This window comes from Saccharopolyspora hordei (assembly GCF_013410345.1).
Lineage (GTDB): Bacteria > Actinomycetota > Actinomycetes > Mycobacteriales > Pseudonocardiaceae > Saccharopolyspora > Saccharopolyspora hordei.
The window spans coordinates 5,446,051-5,465,328 of record NZ_JACCFJ010000001.1 but is presented as its reverse complement, the minus strand read 5'-3'; the positions used below and the strand labels follow the sequence as shown (position 1 = coordinate 5,465,328).

Sequence of the window (19,278 nt, the reverse complement as noted above, 5' to 3'; positions counted from 1 at the left end):
TTGAGGAGAATCGCTGCGATGTTCACGCTTCGCCGAGCACGAACACGCCAAGGGTTTCGGCGACGCAGGCGGGCCGTGGGCTGCCTGCGAGCTCGACGACGACGTTCTGCTTGATCCGCATCCCCGCCTTGGTCCGCTCGACGGCGAGGAGCTCGGCGGTGGCGCGCACGCGTGATCCGGAGGGGACCGCGTTGACGAAGCGGACCTTGTCCAGGCCGTAGTTGAGCTTCATCGTCGCCGGGACCAGCTTGATCATTCCGGAGGTGAGCGGAACGACGAGCGACAGCGTCAGGAATCCGTGCGCGATGGTGGACCCGTGCGGGCCGCTGTGCGCGCGTTCGGGGTCGACGTGGATCCACTGGTGGTCGCCCGTGGCCTCGGCGAACCGGTCGATTCGCTGTTGGTCGACCTCGAGCCAGTGAGCATCTCTCCCGACAAGGCGGACAGGGGATGTCGTGCTGAGGAATCGCCGCAGAGGCGAGCGCGGCGTGCCCGGGTGAGACGATCGAACTGTCTCTGTGTGACGCAGTACACACCCTGTGTTGGCATCGTGGCCGTGTGTTTAGGGTGTGGGCGCGGGTTGCTGCGGTGCTGGAGTGCGGTGTCGTCGGATCTGGTGGATGAGGGCGCGGGCTCGGGCCGAGCCGATGCCGAGCCTTCGTCGAAGAGTGTCCGCGGAGATCGGGCGTTGGTGTTGGTGCCAATGTTCGGCGTCGAGCCGGAACGCTTTGTCCCGTAAGGGGTCGTTGAAGCCGGGGCCGTTATTTGTGGCTGTATCCGTGCTGGCAGGGGGCTGACCAGGCACGTTGTTCACCACCGTGCGCAGCACTGGCATCTCCTTGGCCTCTTCGGGAGGCTCCGGTGTCGGGCTGGCCTGGCCCGGGTGCGTCTGTTCGGGTGCGGACTCGCCGGAGTCATGAACCGTGTCCCGTACCGTTTCCGCGCGGTGGCGTTTGAGTGCTTGGTTGAGGAGTTCGACGGACAGCAGTAGTGCCAGGGGTGGGCAGGCGGCGACGGCGATGGAGAAGGCGTTGTGCTCGGGTGCGGAGGCGATGTTGGCGCATAGCGAGAGCCCGATGCCGAGAGTGAACGACAGCCATGCCTTCCACCGCCCGGTGGCGCCATGACGGTGGCCAGCCTTCCACAGCTCGATTGTGGCCATCGTCAACAACCCGTCGACGATGAGTGGCCAGAGGGTGGCGGTGGTGGCATCGGCGCCGAATCGCAGGGCGAAGGCGCGGCCGTGTCGGTAGGAGACGTAGGCCGCCCCCACGGCCACTAACAGGGTGCACGCGCACTGCAGGTGCAGCGATCGATCGGGGCCGGCGCTCGGTGTGGATGGCGTGCCGGTCATCGGGCGTCACCCGCCCGAGGCATTCCCTGGGTGTCGCGGATCGGGACGCCACGCTCGTGTAAGCGTTGGCGGACGGTGCCGGCGGCAACGTTCATGCGTGCGGCGATCCGGGCTAGCGACCACCCCTGGTTGTAGAGCCGGACGGCGTCGTCGATCTGCTCGACGGACAGGCCGCGGCGGCGCATCGGGACACCGTGGCGATGCAGGATCGCGGACACGGTGCGGCGCTCGATGCCGAACTGACCCCCCAGCTCGTAGACGGTGGCGCCGGACTGGTAGCCGGCGATCAGTTGCCGCACCTGGTCGCTGTCGAGCTGCCGGGCGCGGCCAGGCTTTGCCCGCTTGGGTGTCGGTTGGGCGGGCGCATTCAGGTCCGGCAGCTTCTGCCGCAGTGCTTCTAGCGCCACGACCTGGTCTTTCACGTGGAGCCCGGGGTTGTAATAAGCTCCTCCAACCTCCACCCGGATGACCAGGGCCGACGCGAACGAGCGTCGGCCCTGGTCCGTTCTTGAGTGACTGTCCGCGTGTCCGGCGCCGCGGCTTCGAGCCCGTTGCGGGTCGTGAGTGCGCAGACCGGCTGCAGCCGGTTGTTGTTGCTCAGGACCTCGTGAACAGTTGGTGTTTCGGGACCTCGTGAACACTGGCTGGCCTGGTGCTGATGATGATCAGTGGTGGGCGGAACTGGGTTTTCGATGGATCCGGACCTGGTCGCGGCGGTGGCCGCGGTGGCAGGCGGGGAGAAGCTGAACATCTCGCGGTTCTGTGCCGAGCACGGGGTGTCGCGGACGGTGTTCTACAAGTACCTCGCGCGGTTCAGGAAGGAAGGGGCGGCGGGGTTCCTGCGCCGGTCGTCGGCCCCGCGGCGGCGGCCGACGACGACCCCGCCGCGGGTGCGGGAGGCGATCGTGCGGGCCCGCAAACAGCTGGCCGAGGAGGGCCGGGACAACGGGGCGATCTCGATCGGGTGGCGGCTGGAAGAGCTCGGGGTGGTGCCGGTGCCCTCGCGGGCCACGATCCACCGCATCCTGGTCGCTGAAGGCCACGTGGTGCCGCAGCCGCGTAAACGCCCCCGCTGTCGGCGCCGGTTCGAATACGCCGAGCCCAACGGGCTGTGGCAGATCGACGGGATGGAGTTCTACCTCGCCGGTGGCGAGAAGGTCTGCATCCTGCAGATTCTGGACGATCATTCCCGGCTGGATGTGGGCACCTACGCCGCCACCAGCGAAAACGGTGAGGAGACCTGGGCGGCGCTGCAGCAGGCCTTCGCCGGCTACGGGGTGCCGGTGAAGATCCTCACCGACAACGGGCTGGCGTTCTCATCCCGGCACCGCGGCGGCATGGCCGAGCTGGAACGCCGCCTGGCCGCCACCGGGGTGCAGGCCATCGCCTCCACCCCCTACCACCCCCAGACCTGCGGCAAGGACGAACGCAGCCACCAAACCCTGCGCCGATGGCTGGCCAAACAACCCCCACCGGCCACCCTTGAGCAGCTACAACAGCTGCTGGAGCAGTACCGGGCGATGTACAACAACCGCCGCCACCAAGGCATCGGTGGCCACACACCCCAGCAGCGCTACCACGCCACCCCCAAAGCCACCCCCACTAAAGCCGCCCGGCCACCGGCCGGGACCACTCAACGCCCGGTCACCAGCACCGGCGTGGTCGCCTTCTCCAACTGCTCCATCGTCATCGGCCGCCGATGGGCCGGACACACCGCTACCCTGCACTGGCAAGGCGACCGCGTCAGCATCATGATCAACGACACGGTCGTACGGACGCTGACCCTCAACCGCAGCGTCCGCTACCAACGACTCACACCACAACTGTCCACGACGTCATGAGACACAACCGTCCATGAGGACCTGAGACACGACAACCGGCTCCAGCCGGTTCACGCACTCACGACCCTCGGCGGCGCCGGCGGCGGTCCGGTCTGGGAGGTCGTCATCCGATCGCCCGGTGCCCGGTCGAGTCCCGCGGCCGCGGAGGCCTCAGCCGGGGTGACGAGCGCGAGCATCACGCGGGGAGCTCCCCTCGCGACAGCGAGTGGGTGCGCGTCGGGCGGGCGGAGGTCTCCCGGCCCGCCGGGGCACGGTCCGAGCACCACGTCAACTGGTTCCCGGCCCCGGCCTGACCGTGCTCTTCGACGACACCGGCGAGCGCGTGCTCCTGGCTGGTGGCACCGCTCCACCCCGGACGTGTGGAGCGGGGAGCTCCCCGGCGGGACCATCGAGCCCGGGAGACGCCGGACCAGGTCGCGGAGCGAGCACTGCGCAGACGGTGCGCTCCCGTGGACCGTCCACTGTGATCGTCCGTTGGGCACGGACGCTCGCCCGCTCGACGGGACGCGCGAGCCGTGCCGGGTTGCGCGAGTCCGGTCTCCCACCGCTGCGCCGTCCGAGCAGTGACGTCGCAGGCCCTCCCGTACCCGCCGTGCGACCGTTCGGAGCAACCGATGTTGCGGCGGTTGCTCGTCGTGGGTGGGCGTTGTGCGTAACCGGACGGCTCTCCCTGTTGGATCACCCTTCAGCGTGACAGGCTCTCGCCGGAAATCCCGCTTTCCGGGATCGCCCGGTGTGTACAGGGAGGTTGACGGATGTCGGAGTTGCGTTGGCGGCGGCGGTTGCGCAGGCCGCTCGTGCTCGGCGTGGCCGCTGCGGTGGCGGGACTGGCGTTGGCGGTGCCGTCCGCCGGGGCGCAGCCGCCGGGGGACGACGTGGAGCACAGCGACAACGTCCGGCCGGTGGCGAACGTCCCGCGGCAGGGGCCGCTCGCCGAGTCGACCCACACCGACCTCGCGTTCTACAAGGACTACGCGATCCAGGGCGCCTACGACGGGTTCACCATCTACGACATCCGCAACCCGCAGGACCCGAAGATCGTCTCGCAGACGCACTGCCCGGGCGGGCAGGGCGACGTGTCGGTGAGCCCGGACGGCAAGCTGCTGTTCATGTCGGTGGACTACGCGCGCACCGACGACACCTGCCAGAGCGGTGAGGGGTCCTACGAGGACCCGAACTCCTGGGAGGGCGTGCGGATCTTCGACATCAGCGACGTGGCGAACCCGCGCTACGTCAAGGGGGTCAAGACCTCGTGCGGTTCGCACACCAACACCATGGTGCCGGGCAAGAACCCCGGTGAGGTCTTCGTCTACGTCTCGTCCTACAACCCGGACCCGGCGTTCCCGAACTGCCAGCCGCCGCACGACTCCATCTCCATCATCGGCGTTCCGGCCGGCGACCCGGCCGCCGCGGAGGTGGTCGCGGAACCGGTGCTGTTCCCGGACGGCGGCGCGGAAGGCACCGCGGGCTGCCACGACATCACCGTGTACCCGGACCTCGACCTCGCCGGCGGGGCGTGCATGGGTGACGGTGTCCTGCTGGACATCTCCGACCGGGTCGCGCCGAAGGTGCTGGCCACCGTGCAGGACCCGAACTTCGCCTTCTACCACTCGGCGACGTTCACCAACGACGGCACGGGCCTGATCTTCACCGACGAGCTGGGCGGCGGTGGCGCGCCGACCTGCAACGAGGAGACCGGGCCGACGCACGGTGCGGACGCGATCTACACCATCACCGGCTCCGGCGCCGAGCGCGGGCTCGAGTTCCAGAGCTACTTCAAGATCCCGCGCTACCAGACCGACGCCGAGAACTGCGTGGCGCACAACGGGAACCTGATCCCGATCCCGGGCCGCAACGTCTACGTGCAGTCCTGGTACCAGGGCGGGGTGTCGATCTTCGACTTCACCGACACCACGGCCCCGGTCGAGATCGGCTACTTCGACCGCGGCCCGGTGGACGAGAACCTGGTCCTGGGTGGGTCGTGGTCGGCGTACTACTACAACGGCTACGTCTACTCCAGCGACATCACCCGCGGCCTGGACGTCATGAAGGTGACCGGGCCCGGCATGGACGAGGCCGACAAGGTCAAGCTCGACATCCTCAACCCGCAGACGCAGTACGCGTACCCCGAGTGATCCGCCTGAGCGCCGGGCCCGCGGGCCCGGCGCTCGGCCGTTCGGAAAGGACGGCGAACGATGTCACGGAAGCTCGCCCTGCTGGTGGCGCTGCTGCTGGCAGGCCTGTTCGGAGCGGGGACCGCGGTCGCGCAGACGTCGGACGACGTCGACGCCGAGTTCGCCGCCATGATGGTCCCGCACCACTACCAGGCGATCCTCATGTCCGAGCTGGCGCCGGACCGCGCGTCGGACCCCGAGCTGCAGTCCCTGGCGGACCGCATCCGCACCGAGCAGGGCTTGGAGATCAAGATGCTGCAGGGCTGGCAGGGACGCAACGGCCTGCCGGTCACCGACGCCCCCGCGGCGTACGAGGAGCTGCTCGGCATGCCGGAGATGATCGAGCAGATGGGCATGGCCACCCGTGAGGAGATGGACCAGCTCGCGACGCTGTCCGGGCCCGACTTCGACCGGACGTACCTGGACCTGATGATCCCGCACCACGAGGGCGCGGTGCGGATGCTGCAGGACGTGATCCTGCACGGCAGCGACCAGGAGCTGAACCAGATGGCCCAGGACATGATGTCCAGCCAGAAGGCCCAGCTCGCGATCATGCAGGAGCTGCAGCAGTCCCAGTGAGCCAGGACGGTCGCCACTCGGCGGCGGCCGGGCGCCGGGCGAGGAGGTCGTCCAGCCGGGTGCCGGCCCTCAGGAGCGGAACGCCGCCGGCACCGCGCCGGGTCGGTCACCCGGAACGCCGGCTGCGGGTCCGGCGACCGGGACCCGGCTCGATGGCCTTCGTGGGCGCGGCCACCACCGGCGACCACCACTGACCGCGGTTCAGCCGAGGACGACGTCACCGCCCCGCGGCGGAACGGCGTCCAGTGTGGACATCGTCGCGGCGTCCAGGGCGATCGACCCGGCGGCGACGTTGTCCTCGAGGTGGGCGGGGTCCGCCGTGCCGGGGATGAGCAGCACGTTCGGCGCGTGGTGCAGCAACCAGGCGAGACCGACCTGCGCGGGGGTGCGGCCGAGCGCCTGCGCCGCCGCGACGACGGCCGGTTCGTCGGTCACCTTCGGCAGGCCGGGGAAGGCGCCACCCAGCGGGAAGAACGGGACCCAGGCGATGCCCTCGTCGACGCAGAGCCGCAGCAGCTCCTCGTCCGCGCGCGAGACCAGGCTGTAGGAGTTCTGCACGCAGGCGATCCCGGCGGGGAGCGCGCGGCGCAGCACGTCCAGGGTGACCGAGCTCAGGCCGATCGCGCCGATCTTGCCCTCGTCCCGCAGCGCGGTCATCACCGCCAGCTGGTCGTCGAGGTCGACGTCCTGGTCGCCCTCGGCGCGCAGGCCCGGTCCGGTGTCCAGGCGGCGGAGGTTCACCACCGGGACCTGCTCGAGACCGAGGGCGGCGAGGTTGGCGTCGACGCTCGCCCGCAGCTGCTCCGGCCGCTGGGCGGGGCGGAGCGGGACCGGGCCGCCCGGGTTCGGTTCGGCGCCGACCTTGCTGACCACCACGACACCGTCCTCCGGGGTGAGCGCGTCGCGGATCACGCTGTTGACGAAGCCGCCGCCGTAGAACTGGGCGGTGTCGACGTGGTCGACGCCGAGCTCCACCGCGCGGCGCAGCAGCCCGATCGCCGCGTCACGGTCGGTGTGCAGGCGCTCCAGCTGCATCGCGCCGAAGCCGATGCGGGAGACTGTGCGGTCGGCGAGCGTCCCGGCGCCCCCGGCGCGCGGGGTGCCGTTCGAGGTCGAGGGGGAGCTGCTCGGGTTCTAGCGGTGGTTGCAACGCCTGATTTGTTCAGGGGTTGCGGTGTTCGAGATCCGTCAGGACAGGTCGCCTCAGGGGTGTAAGAAGTTGCTTGCTGAGCGCGAGGTCTATTTTGATCTTGTGGCGCGGGGTGTGGGCACGGTTGAGGCATGCCGGATCGTGGGGGTCAGCCGCACGACCGGGTATCGGTGGCGATTCGGCCGACGGGCGGGGCGTGGGACCACGTGTTCTTGCGCCCCGCCGTCACCTCCGGCTCGTGCCCGGCCCGAGGTGTCGTCCCGGTTTTTGTCTCAGGACGAGCGGCTGGTGATCGCTGACCTGCGTCGGGCCGGCCTGGGTGTGCGGGCCATCGCAGGCGAGCTGGGGCGTGATCCTGGCACGATCAGCCGGGAGCTGCGGCGCAACAGTCATCCCGGTAGCGGTGACTACCGGCCCTATGCCGCTCAGGCTCGCGCCGAGGCGCGCCGCGCCCGGCCGAAGACCGGCAAGATCGCCGCCCATCCCGAATTGCGTGAACGGGTGCAGGGCATGCTCGACGACCGGTACAGCCCGGAGCAGATCAGCCATCGGCTGCGCCGGGACCATCCCGACCGCCCGGAGCTGCACGTGACCCACGAGACGATCTACCAGGCCCTTTATGTCCAAGGTCGCGGCGGACTGCGTCGTGAACTGGCCCGGGCGCTGCGCACCGGCCGTACGGTGCGCCGACCCCGCCGGACCACCGAGCAACGCCAGTCCCGCTTCACCGCACCGATGCTGATGATCAGCGACCGCCCGGCCGAGGTCGCGGACCGGGCCGTGCCCGGCCACTGGGAAGGTGACCTGATCCTCGGTGCCGGCGGGGCATCCGCGATCGGCACACTGGTCGAGCGCACCACCCGCTACGTGCTGCTGGTCCACCTGCCAGAACGACACGACGCCGAAACCGTCCGCGACGGCCTCATCACCACCATCCAGACACTGCCCACCCACCTGAAACGGTCCCTGACCTGGGACCAAGGCGCTGAGATGAGCCGCCACCACGAGTTCACCCTCGCCACCAACATCCCGGTCTACTTCTGCGACCCTCACTCGCCCTGGCAACGCGGCAGCAACGAAAACACCAACGGCCTGCTCCGCCAGTACTTCCCCAAAGGCAGCGACCTCTCTGTCCACACCCCCGACGACCTCGCCGCCGTCGCCGCCCAACTCAACCGCCGACCACGCAAAACGCTCGGCTGGGACACCCCAGCCGAGCGCCTGACTAAACTCCTGACCCAAACCAATTGATCAACCGCGTTGCAACGACCCCCCGAAACCGCCCTGTCCGTGGTCATGGGAACCCTTCGAGACGGGACGACACAAGAAGCGGAGTGTCCTCCGCTTCGAGCGTAGCAGTGTTCCGGAGGTGCCTCCACATTGAAGTCCGAACCCGGGAAGAAGGCGCGCGCCCCGCGTGCCGACGCGCTGCGCAACCGCGAGAAGGTCCTCCAGGCCGCGCGGGCCGCGTTCGCCTCCGCCACCGACACCGTCTCGCTGGAGGGCATCGCGCGGGACGCCGGCGTCGGCATCGGCACGCTGTACCGGCACTTCCCGACCCGGGAGGCCCTGGTGGAGGCCGTCTACGCCGCCGAGCTCGACGACGTCACCGGCAGCGCGACCGCCCTGCTCGAGGAGCTGCCACCGGACGAGGCGCTGCGGGCGTGGATGCGGCGCTACGCCGCCTTCGTCGCCACCAAGCGCGGCATGGCGGAGACCCTCCGCGCCGGCTGGGCCTCCGGGCAGATCGCCACACCCGGCACCCGGGAGCGCATCACCACCGCCATCGGCACCATCCTGGCCCGCGGGGTCGAGTCCGGGTCGCTGCGCGCCGACGTGGAGCCGATCGACATCGCCGTGATGCTGCTGGGGATCTGCCTCAGCGCCGCGGTCGACGAGGACGAGGAGCAGACCGAGCGGCTGCTCGACCTCGTCATGGACGCGCTGCGGCCGACGGGATGACGCAGCGGGGTCAGGCCAGCGGTGCCTCCTCGAGGAGGATGCGCTGCATCCGGGCCGTCACGTCGTGCCTGCGCGGGTCGTGCTGGGGGAGCCGGCGCGCGAGCTGGTCGAGCACTTCCAGGTCGTCCTCGGGCTGGCGGCAGAACAGCGTCCACAGTGGCTCGACGTCGGGGTGGGACAGCGCCGCCCCGCGCAGCGCGGCGAACAGCTCCGCCCGCTCGTCGCGGATGGCCGGGGCTTCGCTGCACCCCAGCAGCGGTCCCCGGTAGCGCCGGACCGCGGTCGCGACGTCTCCCGCGCGCAGCGCCGCCCGCGCGGACAGGAAGTCGGCGTCGACCGAGGCCTCGAGGCGGTAGGGCCGAGTGCTGATCACGCGCTCGCCGAGGTGGGTGCGCAGCCGGTGGATCTCCGCGCGGGCGGTCACCGGGTTGCCGCGCTCGCCGTAGAGCTGGAGGGCCAGCTGGTCCGCGGTGAGCCCGTTGGGGCGCATCGCCAGCAGGGCGAGGATCTCGGCGTGCCGCGTGGTGAGCGGCACCTCCCGCCCGTCCAGCACCGCTCGCGGTCCGGAGGGGTCGAGGAAGGACAGCGAGAGCGCCGGCCGCGGCCTCCGGTGGCGCCGGGCGGTCGCGGGCAGGCGCAGCAGGTACCCCTCGGCGAGGCGTTCCAGCACGGCTTCCCGGCCGTCCGGGAGCAGCACGCGGCCCCGGCCGGTGCTCACGTCGATGCGGTCCGGCAGGCACGAGCGCGCCCCGGGCTCGGTCGCCAGCACGCGACCGGTCGGGGTGAGCAGCGCGCCCTCCTCGCCGCGCAGGCTCCGCAGGTGCGGCAGGTTCTTGGCGCGCAACCGCTCGTCGCGGACGGCGAGCTGGGCGCGGAGGTGGCTCTCCGCGAGCTGGGCGGCGGCGCTGACCAGCGAGACCATCGCGGGGTGGACGGTGCGCAGCGGGCCGCTGATGTCCACCGAGCCGAGCAGGTCACCGGTGTCCGGGTCGTGGATGGGGCTCGCCGCGCAGGTCCAGTCGTGGTAGGTCCGGACCAGGTGCTCCGCCGAGTAGATCTGCACCGGCTTCCGCACCGCGAGCGCCGTGCCCATCGCGTTGGTGCCGATGGCGTCCTCCGACCACCGGGTGCCTTCGGCGAGCCGCACCCGGTCGGCCCGGCGGGCGACGTCCGCGTTGCCCTCGCGCCACAGGATCAGGCCGTCCCGGTCGGTGACGATCATGACGTGCACCGCTTCGTCGGCGACGTCGAGGAGGGTGTGCCGCAGCACGGGGATGACCGGCGCGAGCGGGTGGTCGGCACGGATGTCGCGCACCTCGGCGGAGTCCCACAGCACGGGCGCCTCCCGCGCGTCCGGGTCGACCCGCGCGGCGAGCGAGCGGTGCCAGGACTCGGAGACCAGCGGTCTGGGGCGCATCGGCGCGCGCCCGCCCTGCAACACCGCGTCCCACACCCGCTCCAGCAGCGAGGCGTACTCGATCGGGTCGGCGAGCAGTTGCGAGGTCCCGCACTCTTCGTCGAGGGGCACCCTGGGCCTCCTGGTGATGACATCCGTCGCCTTCGCCGGACACGGCGCGTGCGGAAATGATGACCACCACACCCGGCCGGGACAAGACCACGGCCCGCTCAGATGCCGAAGACCGTCTGTTCGGGCAGGTCACCCCATCACCCGGCGTGGAGGACCTCGTCGGCCGGCCGGTGCCTGCAACGGCGTCGCAACGTGCGCTGGGAAGGATGTGGAGTGGAGCACCACGAACGTTCGAGAAGGGCCGGATGTGGGCGAGTACGAGCACAACGAGCTCAGCAACCTGCTGAACGAGAGCAGGACGTTCCCGCCTTCGGAGGAGTTCGCCGCGCAGGCGAACGCGTCTGCCGAGTTGTACGAGAAGGCGGATGCCGATCGGGAGGCGTTCTGGGCCGAGCAGGCCTCCCAGTTGCACTGGGAGACCGGGTGGGACCAGGTCCTGGACTGGTCCGGGGCGCCGTTCGCGAAGTGGTTCGTGGGCGGCCGGTTGAACGTGGCCTACAACTGTGTGGACCGGCATGTCGAGGCCGGTCATGGTGATCGGGTGGCGATCCTGTGGGAGGGCGAGCCGGGGGACTCGCGGCGCATCACCTACGCGGAGCTGCAGCGGGAGGTGTGCCGGACCGCGAACGCGCTGGCCGAGCTGGGTGTGGGTGCGGGTGACCGGGTGGCGATCTACCTGCCGATGCTGCCGGAGGCGGTGTTCGCGATGCTGGCGTGCGCCCGGTTGGGTGCGATGCACAGCGTCGTCTTCGGCGGGTTCTCCGCGGAGGCGCTGCGCTCCCGGGTCAACGACGCCCAGGCCAAGGTGGTCATCACCTCCGACGGGCAGTACCGGCGCGGCAAGGCGCTGCCGCTGAAGGCCAACGTGGACGAGGCGGTCAAGGAGACCCCGAGCGTGGAGCACGTGATCGTGGTCCGCCGCACCGGCGGTGAGGTCTCCTGGGACGACTCCCGCGACAAGTGGTGGCACGACGTGGTGGAGGGCAAGCCGGAGACGCACACGCCGGAGGCCTTCGACTCCGAGCACCCGCTGTTCATCCTCTACACCTCGGGCACCACCGGCAAGCCCAAGGGCATCCTGCACACCTCCGGCGGGTACCTGACCCAGGCCGCCTACACCCACCGCACCGTGTTCGACCTCAAGCCCGAGAGCGACGTCTACTGGTGCACCGCTGACATCGGCTGGGTGACCGGCCACACCTACATCGTCTACGGGCCGCTGGCCAACGGCGCCACGCAGGTGATCTACGAGGGCACGCCGAACACCCCGCACGAGGGCCGCCACTGGGAGGTCGTGGCCAAGTACGGCGTCACGATCTACTACACCGCGCCGACCACGATCCGCACGTTCATGAAGTGGGGTGCGGAGATCCCCGCCCGCTACGACCTGTCCAGCCTGCGGGTGCTGGGCAGCGTGGGTGAGCCGATCAACCCCGAGGCCTGGATCTGGTACCGCAAGCACATCGGTGGCGACCGCACGCCGATCGTCGACACCTGGTGGCAGACCGAGACCGGCGCGATCATGATCTCGCCGCTGCCCGGTGTCACCTCCACCAAGCCGGGCTCGGCGCAGCGGCCGCTGCCGGGCATCTCGGCGAAGGTCGTCAACGAGGCCGGCGAGCAGGTGCCCCACGGCAGCGGCGGGCTGCTGGTGCTGGACAAGCCCTGGCCGTCGATGCTGCGCGGCATCTGGGGCGACGACGACCGCTACCGCGAGACCTACTGGTCGAAGTTCGCCGACCTCGGCTACTACTTCGCCGGTGACGGCGCCAAGTACGACGACGACGGCGACATCTGGCTGCTGGGCCGGGTCGACGACGTCATGAACGTCTCCGGGCACCGCATCTCCACCACCGAGGTCGAGTCCGCCCTGGTGTCGCACCCCAACGTCGCCGAGGCCGCGGTGGTCGGCGCCTCCGACCCCACCACCGGGCAGGGCATCGTCGCGTTCGTGATCCTGCGCGGCGGCGTCGACGACGCCGCTTCCGGCGAGGCCGCCCTCAAGGAGCTGCGCGAGCACGTCTCCCGCGAGATCGGCCCGATCGCCAAGCCGCGCCAGATCATGGTCGTGCCCGAGCTGCCCAAGACCCGCTCCGGCAAGATCATGCGGCGCCTGCTCCGCGACGTCGCCGAGAACCGCGAGATCGGTGACGTCACCACGCTGGCCGACTCCAGCGTCATGGACCTCATCTCCAAAGGCCTGAAGACCAGCAACGACGACTGACCGGCAGCGGAACCTCGTCCCGGGTGCCCCTTGCGGGGCGTCAGGTGCTCGGAGCGTGTCCGACCTGCGCGGGCTCGCGCGGCGACGACCGCGTCCTCGCGGTGCAACGCCGGTGCAACGTCGCTTCGAGCACGCTGGTGTGTGATCCACCCCATCTCGTGACGAGGAGGGCGGCAGATGACGCGCACCGCGCCAGGCTCGCCCAGCAGCGCCGCCCTCCTCCCCGACCTGACCGGCCGGGCGGCCGCCCGCGAGGCACGGGGTGGCCGACCCGGCCCTGGCGGCGACGCCCGAGCTCCGGCGATCCCGGAGCGTCCGGCAGGCCGCGCGTCCGAAGCGCCCGCTCGGGCTCGACGGAGCCGGTGCGTAGCGGCTCGACCTGTCCGTTCGGACAGGTCGCCCCGCCCCGTCGGACGGTCGTACCGGCAGGCGTGCGCCCTAACCTGGCTCTGTGTCCTACATCACTGGGATGGCTACCATGGGGCCGGCAACGAAGCGTGGCCATCGGCTGGGCACGGGAGATCGCCGGACACCGCATGCCGTTGAGCCGTGCGGGCCCGCCCCGCCGTGGTGCTTGGAGGGTGCCCCGATGACCGTGGGAAGCCGCGTGCCCCGTCCGCAGGTCGACTCGGTCCCAGGGGCCGAGCTCCCGGGGCCGCAGGCCGCCGGGGAACGTCCGGTGCGGCGTGCGGAGCACGCCGACTGGCTCGCCAAGTTCCACGTCCCGGAGATCGTCTTCGGCCCCGGCGCCCTGGCCGAGCTCGGGCACTGCGCCCGGCGGCTGGGCGCGCGGCGGCCGTTCCTCGTGACCGATCCAGGTCTCACCGAAGCTCGCTGGGCGGCGGAAGCGGCCGGTCACCTCCGGCAGGTGGGGCTGTCCGCGGTCGTGTGGGACGCCGTCACGCCCAACCCGAAGGACCACGAGGTCGAGGCCGCCTACGAGCGCTACGTGGACAGCGGCAGCGACGTGATCATCGGCGTCGGCGGGGGATCGGTGATCGACGCGGCCAAGGGCGTGGCGATCCTGTCCGGCAACGGCGGTCGGATCCTCGACTACGAGGGCGTGGACAAGGTGGTGCACCCGATCCCGCCGCTGGTGATGGCCCCGTCCACCTCCGGCAGCGGTGCGGACGTGTCGCAGTTCGCGATCATCACCGACACGGCCGCCGCCACCAAGATCACCATCCTCAGCAGGACGCTCGTCCCGGACATCTCCGTGGTGGACCCGCGGCTGCTGGTCACGATGCCGGATTGGCTGAACGCCGCGACCGGGCTGGACGCGCTCACGCACGCCGTCGAGTCCTTCGTCTCGCGCGCTCACAACACGCTCACCGACCAGCACTCCCTGCACGCCGCGCACTTGATCACCAACAACCTCGCGCGCACCATGTTCCGGCCGACCGAGGCGGAACCGCGCGTGGCGATGGCGCAGGGCGCGCTGGAAGCGGGGATGGCGTTCACCAACGCGATCCTCGGCGCCACGCACGCGATGAGCCACCAGGTGGGCGGCCTGCTGGACGCCCCGCACGGCGTGATCAACGGCGTGCTGCTGCCGCACGTGATCCGGTTCAACGCCGAGACGAACCCCGAGCGCTACGTGCCGCTGGCGGCGGTGGTCGGCATCGAGACCACGGGGGTGCCGGCTCGCGACGTGGCGTACGCGCTGGCCGATCGCGTCCGGGTGCTCGCCGACGTCGTCGGCGTTCCGCGCGGGCTGCGCTCGCTGGGCGTGACCGAAGTGGACATACCGCTGCTGACCAGGGGCACCTTGAAGGACGCCTGCCTGACGACCAACCCCCGAGACGCTTCGGCAGCCGACATCGAGGACTTGTTCCGGGCGGCGCTGTGACCCCGGACCCCGAGCGGAGCGGAAGCGGGCGGAACGAGGTCGAGATGTCCGACGAGCGGAGCACCCCGGCCCGGGCCGACCTGGGCGCGCTCACCGGGTTGCGCTCGGGGAAGCGCTCGTTCTACCCGGAGTACGTCCGCTCGGCCGAACGGCTGGAACACGCGGTGCAGGCGCTCGACCGGATCTCCCGCGCGCTCGTCCGCACCGTCGAGGGGCCGCGCACTCTCGTCGAGGCGGTGGTCCGGGCAGCCGCGGAGCACCTGCAGGCGGACTGGCTGCTGCTGGCGATCGCCGATGGTGCGCTGCGCGCCGCGCGGCCCAGGTTCCTGCTGCTGCGCGGCGGGGAACTGATCGACGACGAGGACAGGCTGCCGACGGTGGTCGGCGAGCAGCTCGACGCGGTGCGGTCGCGCCCGTGGGAGGTCGCGCGGGAGCCGCGCGGACCCGGGTGGGTGCGCGCGCCGATGACCCTGGACGGCGAACCGGTCGGCGGGATCGTGGGCTGGCCGGGCAGCGAGGTGCCCGTCGCGGACACCGACCTCGCCATCCTCCGGGTGCTGGCCAACCAGGCCGCCGTCGCGCTGCACAACTCCTTCCTCTTCCACGCCGCCGCGCAGCTGCGCGGGCGCACCGAGCAGCTCTCCGAGGCCGCCGCGAAGCAAGCGCGCGACCTGGCCGCCCGCAACGCCGAGCTCCAGGAGACCCAGCGGCGCCTCGTCGAGGCGATGCAGCGCCAAGCGCTCGACGACGAGCGGCACCGCATCGCGCGGGAACTGCACGACACGGTCACCCAGTACGTGCTCAGCGCCGGCATGACCATCGAGGTGTGCCGGTCCGACCTGGAGCGGATGGGCCCCGAGGCCCGGAGCGTCGCGGAACGGCTGGCCCCGGCGCGGGACCTCACCCAGCAGGCCGTCGAGCGGCTCCGCGCGGCGATCTACGCGTTGCACCACAGCTCCGACGAACCCCCGGGTTCGCTGCCGGTGCTGCTGAAGCAGCTGTCCACGGTCCACCTGCCCAGCGATCTGAAGGTCGAGGTGCGCGTGGCCGGCGCGCCGGCGCCGCTGCCGCCGGAAGCCGAGAACTCGATCCTCCGGCTGACCGGAGAGGCGCTGTTCAACACCGTCGCGCACGCCCAGGCGACCCGGTCGCTGGTGCACCTGGTCTACCGGAGCGACCACTTGCGACTCACGGTGTCCGACGACGGGATCGGCGATCCGGCGACGCTGCGGCGATCGCTGCGGCTGTCCTCGGCGGCGGACCTGGCCGGACGGCACCGCGGGCTGGCCAACATGGCGGCGCGGGCCCGCGAGCTGGGCGGAACGCTGACGATCCGGCGCTCCAGGCTGGGCGGGATCTCCTTGCAGCTGCGCGTCCCGCTGCCCGCGCCGACGTCTTCGGAGGTGACCGAGTGATCGAAGTGGACGAGGAAGTCCCGGCGCGGCGTGCCGACCGGACCGGCGCCTCGCAGCACGTGCGCATCGTGCTGGTCGACGACCACGCGATCGTCCGGCACGGCCTGCGGTCGATCCTGGAGCGCGAGGACGACCTGCAGGTGGTCGGGGAGGCGGCGACCGCGGCCGAGGCCTTGGCGGTCGTGGCGCGGACCCGTCCGCACATCGTCCTGCTGGACCTCAAGCTGTCCAGCGGGGACGACACCGAGGGGCTGGTGCTGTGCGAGGAGCTCACCCGCCAGCACCCGGACCTCGGGGTGCTGGTGCTGACGACGTTCCTGGACGGCGGTCTGGTGGTCGACGCGATCCACCGGGGCGCCCGCGGTTACGTGGTGAAGGACGTCGACACCACGGAGCTGGTCAGCTCGATCCGGGCGGTGGCGCGGCGGGAGAGCTCGTTCGACTCGCGGTCCGCGGCGGCGATGGTCCAGTCCATGAACGCACCGGCGAGCGGACCGTCCCTCACCGAGCGGGAGCTCAACGTGCTCCGAGAGCTGGCGCGCGGGCTGAGCAACCGCGACATCGGGAGCAAGCTGTTCATCTCGGAGACCACGGTCAAGTTCCACGTCCGCAACATCATGCGCAAGCTCGCAGCGGCCAGCCGGGCCGAGGCCGTGTACGAGGCGAGCAAGCGGGGGCTGATCTGACCGCTCGCTGACGCGCTGCGTCCGAGCGGCCCAGCGGAGTCCCTGGGCTCAGGCCCCGGTGTCGACGACCAGCCAGCCGCCGTGGTGTTCGTCGACCTCGAACGGGAACCCCGTGGCGCGCCCGAGCTCGACCAGGTCCCGGCGGGTGAACGTGCGCACGTGCCCGTAGGCGGCGGTCGGCTCGTCCTCGAAGGGCACGGCGACCACGACCCGGCGGCGGGCCAGCCGCAGCGCCTCGGCGAGCACCGCCTCGCCCCGCGCCGGTTCCAGGTGTTCCAACAGGTGGATCACCGTGACCGCGTCCACCGACCGGTCGGGCAACGGCACCTGGGCGGCGTCGCACACCAGCGTGCGCAGTCGTTGTCCGCGTTCCCGGGCGACGGCGCCGAGCAGCCGCATGCTGCCCGGTGCCAGGTCCGAGGCGATCACCGAGTGCCGACCGCGCTCGACCAGCAGGAGCGGCAGGAACCCGAAGCAGGACCCCACGTCCAGCACCCGGCCTGGCGGCACCAGTCGCACGGCCCGGCGGTAGACCGGGGCGAAGTCGGCTGTCGACGACGGTGCGGGACCCGCCGGAGGCCGCTCCCAGCACTCCTCGATGCGGGCCAGGGTGTTGGCGTAGAAGGTCGTCCAGGCCTGGAGCGGGTCGTCGATGACGGAGCGGACCAGCTCGGCGAAGACGACCTCGAACGTCTCCGCGCCGCTGAGCCAACCGGGCGCGAACAGCTCCTCGGCGAGGATGCCGGCGAGGTCGTTGTCCAGCTGCTCGGGGCCGATCCGGTGGAAGACCTCGACGCGGTCGCCGTGCCGGTGCAGCCAGAAGTGCCGGGTCCGGGTCACCGGCGCACCGCGGCCGGGCGGTGCACCGCGGCTCCGGACCACCCTGATCAGCGGGTCGGTGCGGTGTTCCGAGCGCGGGGCGAGCGGGTCCATCGCGCGCCGTGCGGTCCGCACCGGGTCGGGAGCGCTCACCGCCCGGTCACCTCCACCGCCATCGCCCGCGCTGCGCGCTCCAGACCGGACAGGTCACGCACGACGTGCACTCGGTCGCAGTGCTCCTCGTACAGCGGGAGGTCGCACTTCCCGAGCGGCCACGAGTACCGGGGTTCGGGGGTGAGCCAGATGGTTTCCCGGACCCGTCTGGCGATCTCGGCGAACGCTTCGGAGTTCGGGTGGTTGCCGTTGCCCCGCGCGTCGCCGAGCACCAGGACGGTGGTGCGCCGGTCCAGCGCGCCGCTGTGCTCGTCCAGGAAGGTGCCGAACGTGGCCCCGTAGTCGGAGTTGCCGTCGACGTCGAGCACCCCGCCGCGGGGCAGACCGTCGAAGACGAGCCCGAGCGCGCGCTCCAGCGGGTGGTCGGCGAACAGGTCGGTGATCTCGACGGGTTCGTCGACGAAGGCGAACGTGCGGACCTGCCCGAACAGCGACTGGAGCCCGTGCACCAGGTGGAGGGTGAACCGGGCGGTCGACCGCACCGACAGCGAGACGTCGGTCAGCACCACGAGCCGCGGCTTGTCCTCGGCGCGGGTGGTGGTGACCGGGCGGAACGGGACGCCGTCGTAGCGCATGTTCCGCCGCATCGTGCGGGCCGGGTGCACCCGGCCGCGGGGGGTGGTGCGGTGCCGGCTGGTCCGTGCGCCGCGCAGGCTGTGGGCGATGCGGTGCAGCGACTCCTCCAGCTGCCGGCGTTCCTGCTCGTCGACGTGCTCCACCGGGCCGCTGATCTCCCCGGCGACCAGCGCAGCGACCTCGGCGAGGTGGCGCTTGAGCAGGTCGGGGAGGTTCTCGAGGACACCGGTGAGCTGGCCGCGCGCGGCCGCGGTCTCGTCGGCGTCCTCCTCGCCGGCCAGCCAGTCCAGCAGCGCTCGCTCCTCGGCGGCGGACAGCTGGGCGTCGAGCCGGCGGCCGGTGTGCTCGGCGAGCTGCCCCGGAACTCCTGCCCCGGGCAGCCGCTCGGTCTCCAGCTGGAAGGAGGGCATCGCCCCGAGCACCGCACCGCTGCCGTCGGTGGAGAAGACGACTTCGTCGGTCATCGACGCGAGGTTGACCTCCGCACTGTCCTCGTCCAGGTCGTTGCGCTGCGTGCGGTGGTCGGGGTCGAAGTGGTCGCCGATGTCGGTGGAGGCGGTGCCGGAGCCGCCCAGTTCCGGGGCGTCCGCCGCTTCCTCGGCGGCCGCGAAGGACCCCGGGTCCCCGGGGCCGGTGCGGGCCTCCGGTTCCGGCGGGGGCTGCGGGTCCGTGCCGACAGCGCGCAGGGAGAAGAACGCGGCGAACACCTCGTCGAAGACCTCCTGGTCACGGCGGTCCTTGACGAGGGCGACGCTGAGCGCGTCGTGCAGCGCCTCCCGGCTGCCGAGCATGCCGGGCTGGGCGGCGCAGCGCATCGCGTCGGTGGCTTCGGACACCGAGATGCGCAGGCCGCACAGCCGGAGGAGGCGGACGAACCGGTGCACCGCGGATTCCATGACGGACCCTCCTCGACAGCCCCGGTGCGGGGCGGCGTCCGGGTTGCTGTT

General features: G+C 71.3%; 16 protein-coding genes. 9 read left to right on the top strand and 7 right to left on the bottom strand.

Annotated features, from left to right (window positions below; genetic code table 11):
• Positions 1–22 precede the first annotated feature (22 nt).
• From HNR68_RS24905 to HNR68_RS24895, 3 genes are all read right to left on the bottom strand, one after another.
• Positions 23–475 (bottom strand): MaoC family dehydratase, encoded by a 453-nt coding sequence (locus HNR68_RS24905; RefSeq protein ID WP_179725475.1) that lies wholly within the window; start codon positions 473–475, stop codon positions 23–25.
• A gap of 87 nt (positions 476–562) precedes the next feature.
• Positions 563–1,354: a DUF2637 domain-containing protein gene (locus HNR68_RS24900; protein WP_179724145.1), complete on the bottom strand. Its 792-nt coding sequence runs from the start codon at positions 1,352–1,354 to the stop codon at positions 563–565.
• Positions 1,351–1,776: a helix-turn-helix domain-containing protein gene (locus tag HNR68_RS24895; RefSeq protein WP_343050398.1), complete on the bottom strand. Its 426-nt coding sequence runs from the start codon at positions 1,774–1,776 to the stop codon at positions 1,351–1,353. Before HNR68_RS24895 ends, HNR68_RS24900 begins: the two co-directional genes overlap by 4 nt.
• A gap of 270 nt (positions 1,777–2,046) precedes the next feature.
• On the opposite strand from HNR68_RS24895, the gene HNR68_RS24890 reads away from it, so the two are divergent.
• The 3 genes from HNR68_RS24890 (at position 2,047) to HNR68_RS24880 (ending at position 5,948) form a co-directional block, all read left to right on the top strand.
• Positions 2,047–3,195, top strand: a complete 1,149-nt coding sequence (locus tag HNR68_RS24890) for an IS481 family transposase (protein WP_179724143.1) — start codon at positions 2,047–2,049, stop codon at positions 3,193–3,195.
• Positions 3,196–3,950: 755 nt separating this feature from the next.
• Positions 3,951–5,330 carry an LVIVD repeat-containing protein gene (locus tag HNR68_RS24885; protein WP_179724142.1) on the top strand — a complete coding sequence of 460 codons (1,380 nt, stop codon included), beginning with the start codon at positions 3,951–3,953 and terminating at the stop codon, positions 5,328–5,330.
• 60 nt (positions 5,331–5,390) lie between these two features.
• Complete coding sequence (locus tag HNR68_RS24880; protein ID WP_179724141.1) at positions 5,391–5,948, top strand: DUF305 domain-containing protein; 558 nt, start codon at positions 5,391–5,393, stop codon at positions 5,946–5,948.
• Positions 5,949–6,149: 201 nt separating this feature from the next.
• Here HNR68_RS24880 and HNR68_RS24875 read toward each other — a convergent pair whose 3' ends face one another.
• Positions 6,150–6,998 (bottom strand): aldo/keto reductase, encoded by an 849-nt coding sequence (locus HNR68_RS24875; RefSeq protein WP_179725473.1) that lies wholly within the window; start codon positions 6,996–6,998, stop codon positions 6,150–6,152.
• 124 nt (positions 6,999–7,122) lie between these two features.
• On the opposite strand from HNR68_RS24875, the gene HNR68_RS24870 reads away from it, so the two are divergent.
• Positions 7,123–8,349 carry an IS30 family transposase gene (locus HNR68_RS24870; protein ID WP_425502848.1) on the top strand — a complete coding sequence of 409 codons (1,227 nt, stop codon included), beginning with the start codon at positions 7,123–7,125 and terminating at the stop codon, positions 8,347–8,349.
• 129 nt (positions 8,350–8,478) lie between these two features.
• Entirely contained in the window at positions 8,479–9,060 is a 582-nt protein-coding gene (locus HNR68_RS24865; RefSeq protein WP_179724140.1) for a TetR/AcrR family transcriptional regulator, read from the top strand.
• A 10-nt stretch (positions 9,061–9,070) separates the two neighbouring features.
• Here HNR68_RS24865 and HNR68_RS24860 read toward each other — a convergent pair whose 3' ends face one another.
• Positions 9,071–10,588 carry a GAF domain-containing protein gene (locus HNR68_RS24860; RefSeq protein WP_343050397.1) on the bottom strand — a complete coding sequence of 506 codons (1,518 nt, stop codon included), beginning with the start codon at positions 10,586–10,588 and terminating at the stop codon, positions 9,071–9,073.
• A gap of 247 nt (positions 10,589–10,835) precedes the next feature.
• On the opposite strand from HNR68_RS24860, the gene acs reads away from it, so the two are divergent.
• From acs to HNR68_RS24840, 4 genes are all read left to right on the top strand, one after another.
• Complete coding sequence (acs, locus tag HNR68_RS24855) at positions 10,836–12,812, top strand: acetate--CoA ligase (RefSeq protein WP_179724139.1); 1,977 nt, start codon at positions 10,836–10,838, stop codon at positions 12,810–12,812.
• 589 nt (positions 12,813–13,401) lie between these two features.
• A complete protein-coding gene (locus HNR68_RS24850; protein ID WP_179724138.1) occupies positions 13,402–14,661 on the top strand; it encodes an iron-containing alcohol dehydrogenase in 1,260 nt (419 codons plus the stop codon).
• Positions 14,662–14,705: 44 nt separating this feature from the next.
• Positions 14,706–16,076, top strand: a complete 1,371-nt coding sequence (locus HNR68_RS24845) for a MadS family sensor histidine kinase (RefSeq protein ID WP_179724137.1) — start codon at positions 14,706–14,708, stop codon at positions 16,074–16,076.
• Complete coding sequence (locus HNR68_RS24840; RefSeq protein WP_380573622.1) at positions 16,076–16,762, top strand: MadR family response regulator transcription factor; 687 nt, start codon at positions 16,076–16,078, stop codon at positions 16,760–16,762. Before HNR68_RS24845 ends, HNR68_RS24840 begins: the two co-directional genes overlap by 1 nt.
• 48 nt (positions 16,763–16,810) lie before the next feature.
• On the opposite strand, the gene mftM is transcribed toward HNR68_RS24840, so the two are convergent.
• Both mftM and HNR68_RS24830 read right to left on the bottom strand, forming a co-directional pair.
• Positions 16,811–17,734, bottom strand: coding sequence for a mycofactocin oligosaccharide methyltransferase MftM (mftM, locus tag HNR68_RS24835; RefSeq protein ID WP_343050396.1), 924 nt, complete (start codon positions 17,732–17,734; stop codon positions 16,811–16,813).
• Positions 17,731–19,227 carry a VWA domain-containing protein gene (locus tag HNR68_RS24830; protein ID WP_179724136.1) on the bottom strand — a complete coding sequence of 499 codons (1,497 nt, stop codon included), beginning with the start codon at positions 19,225–19,227 and terminating at the stop codon, positions 17,731–17,733. Before HNR68_RS24830 ends, mftM begins: the two co-directional genes overlap by 4 nt.
• Positions 19,228–19,278: the final 51 nt, after the last annotated feature.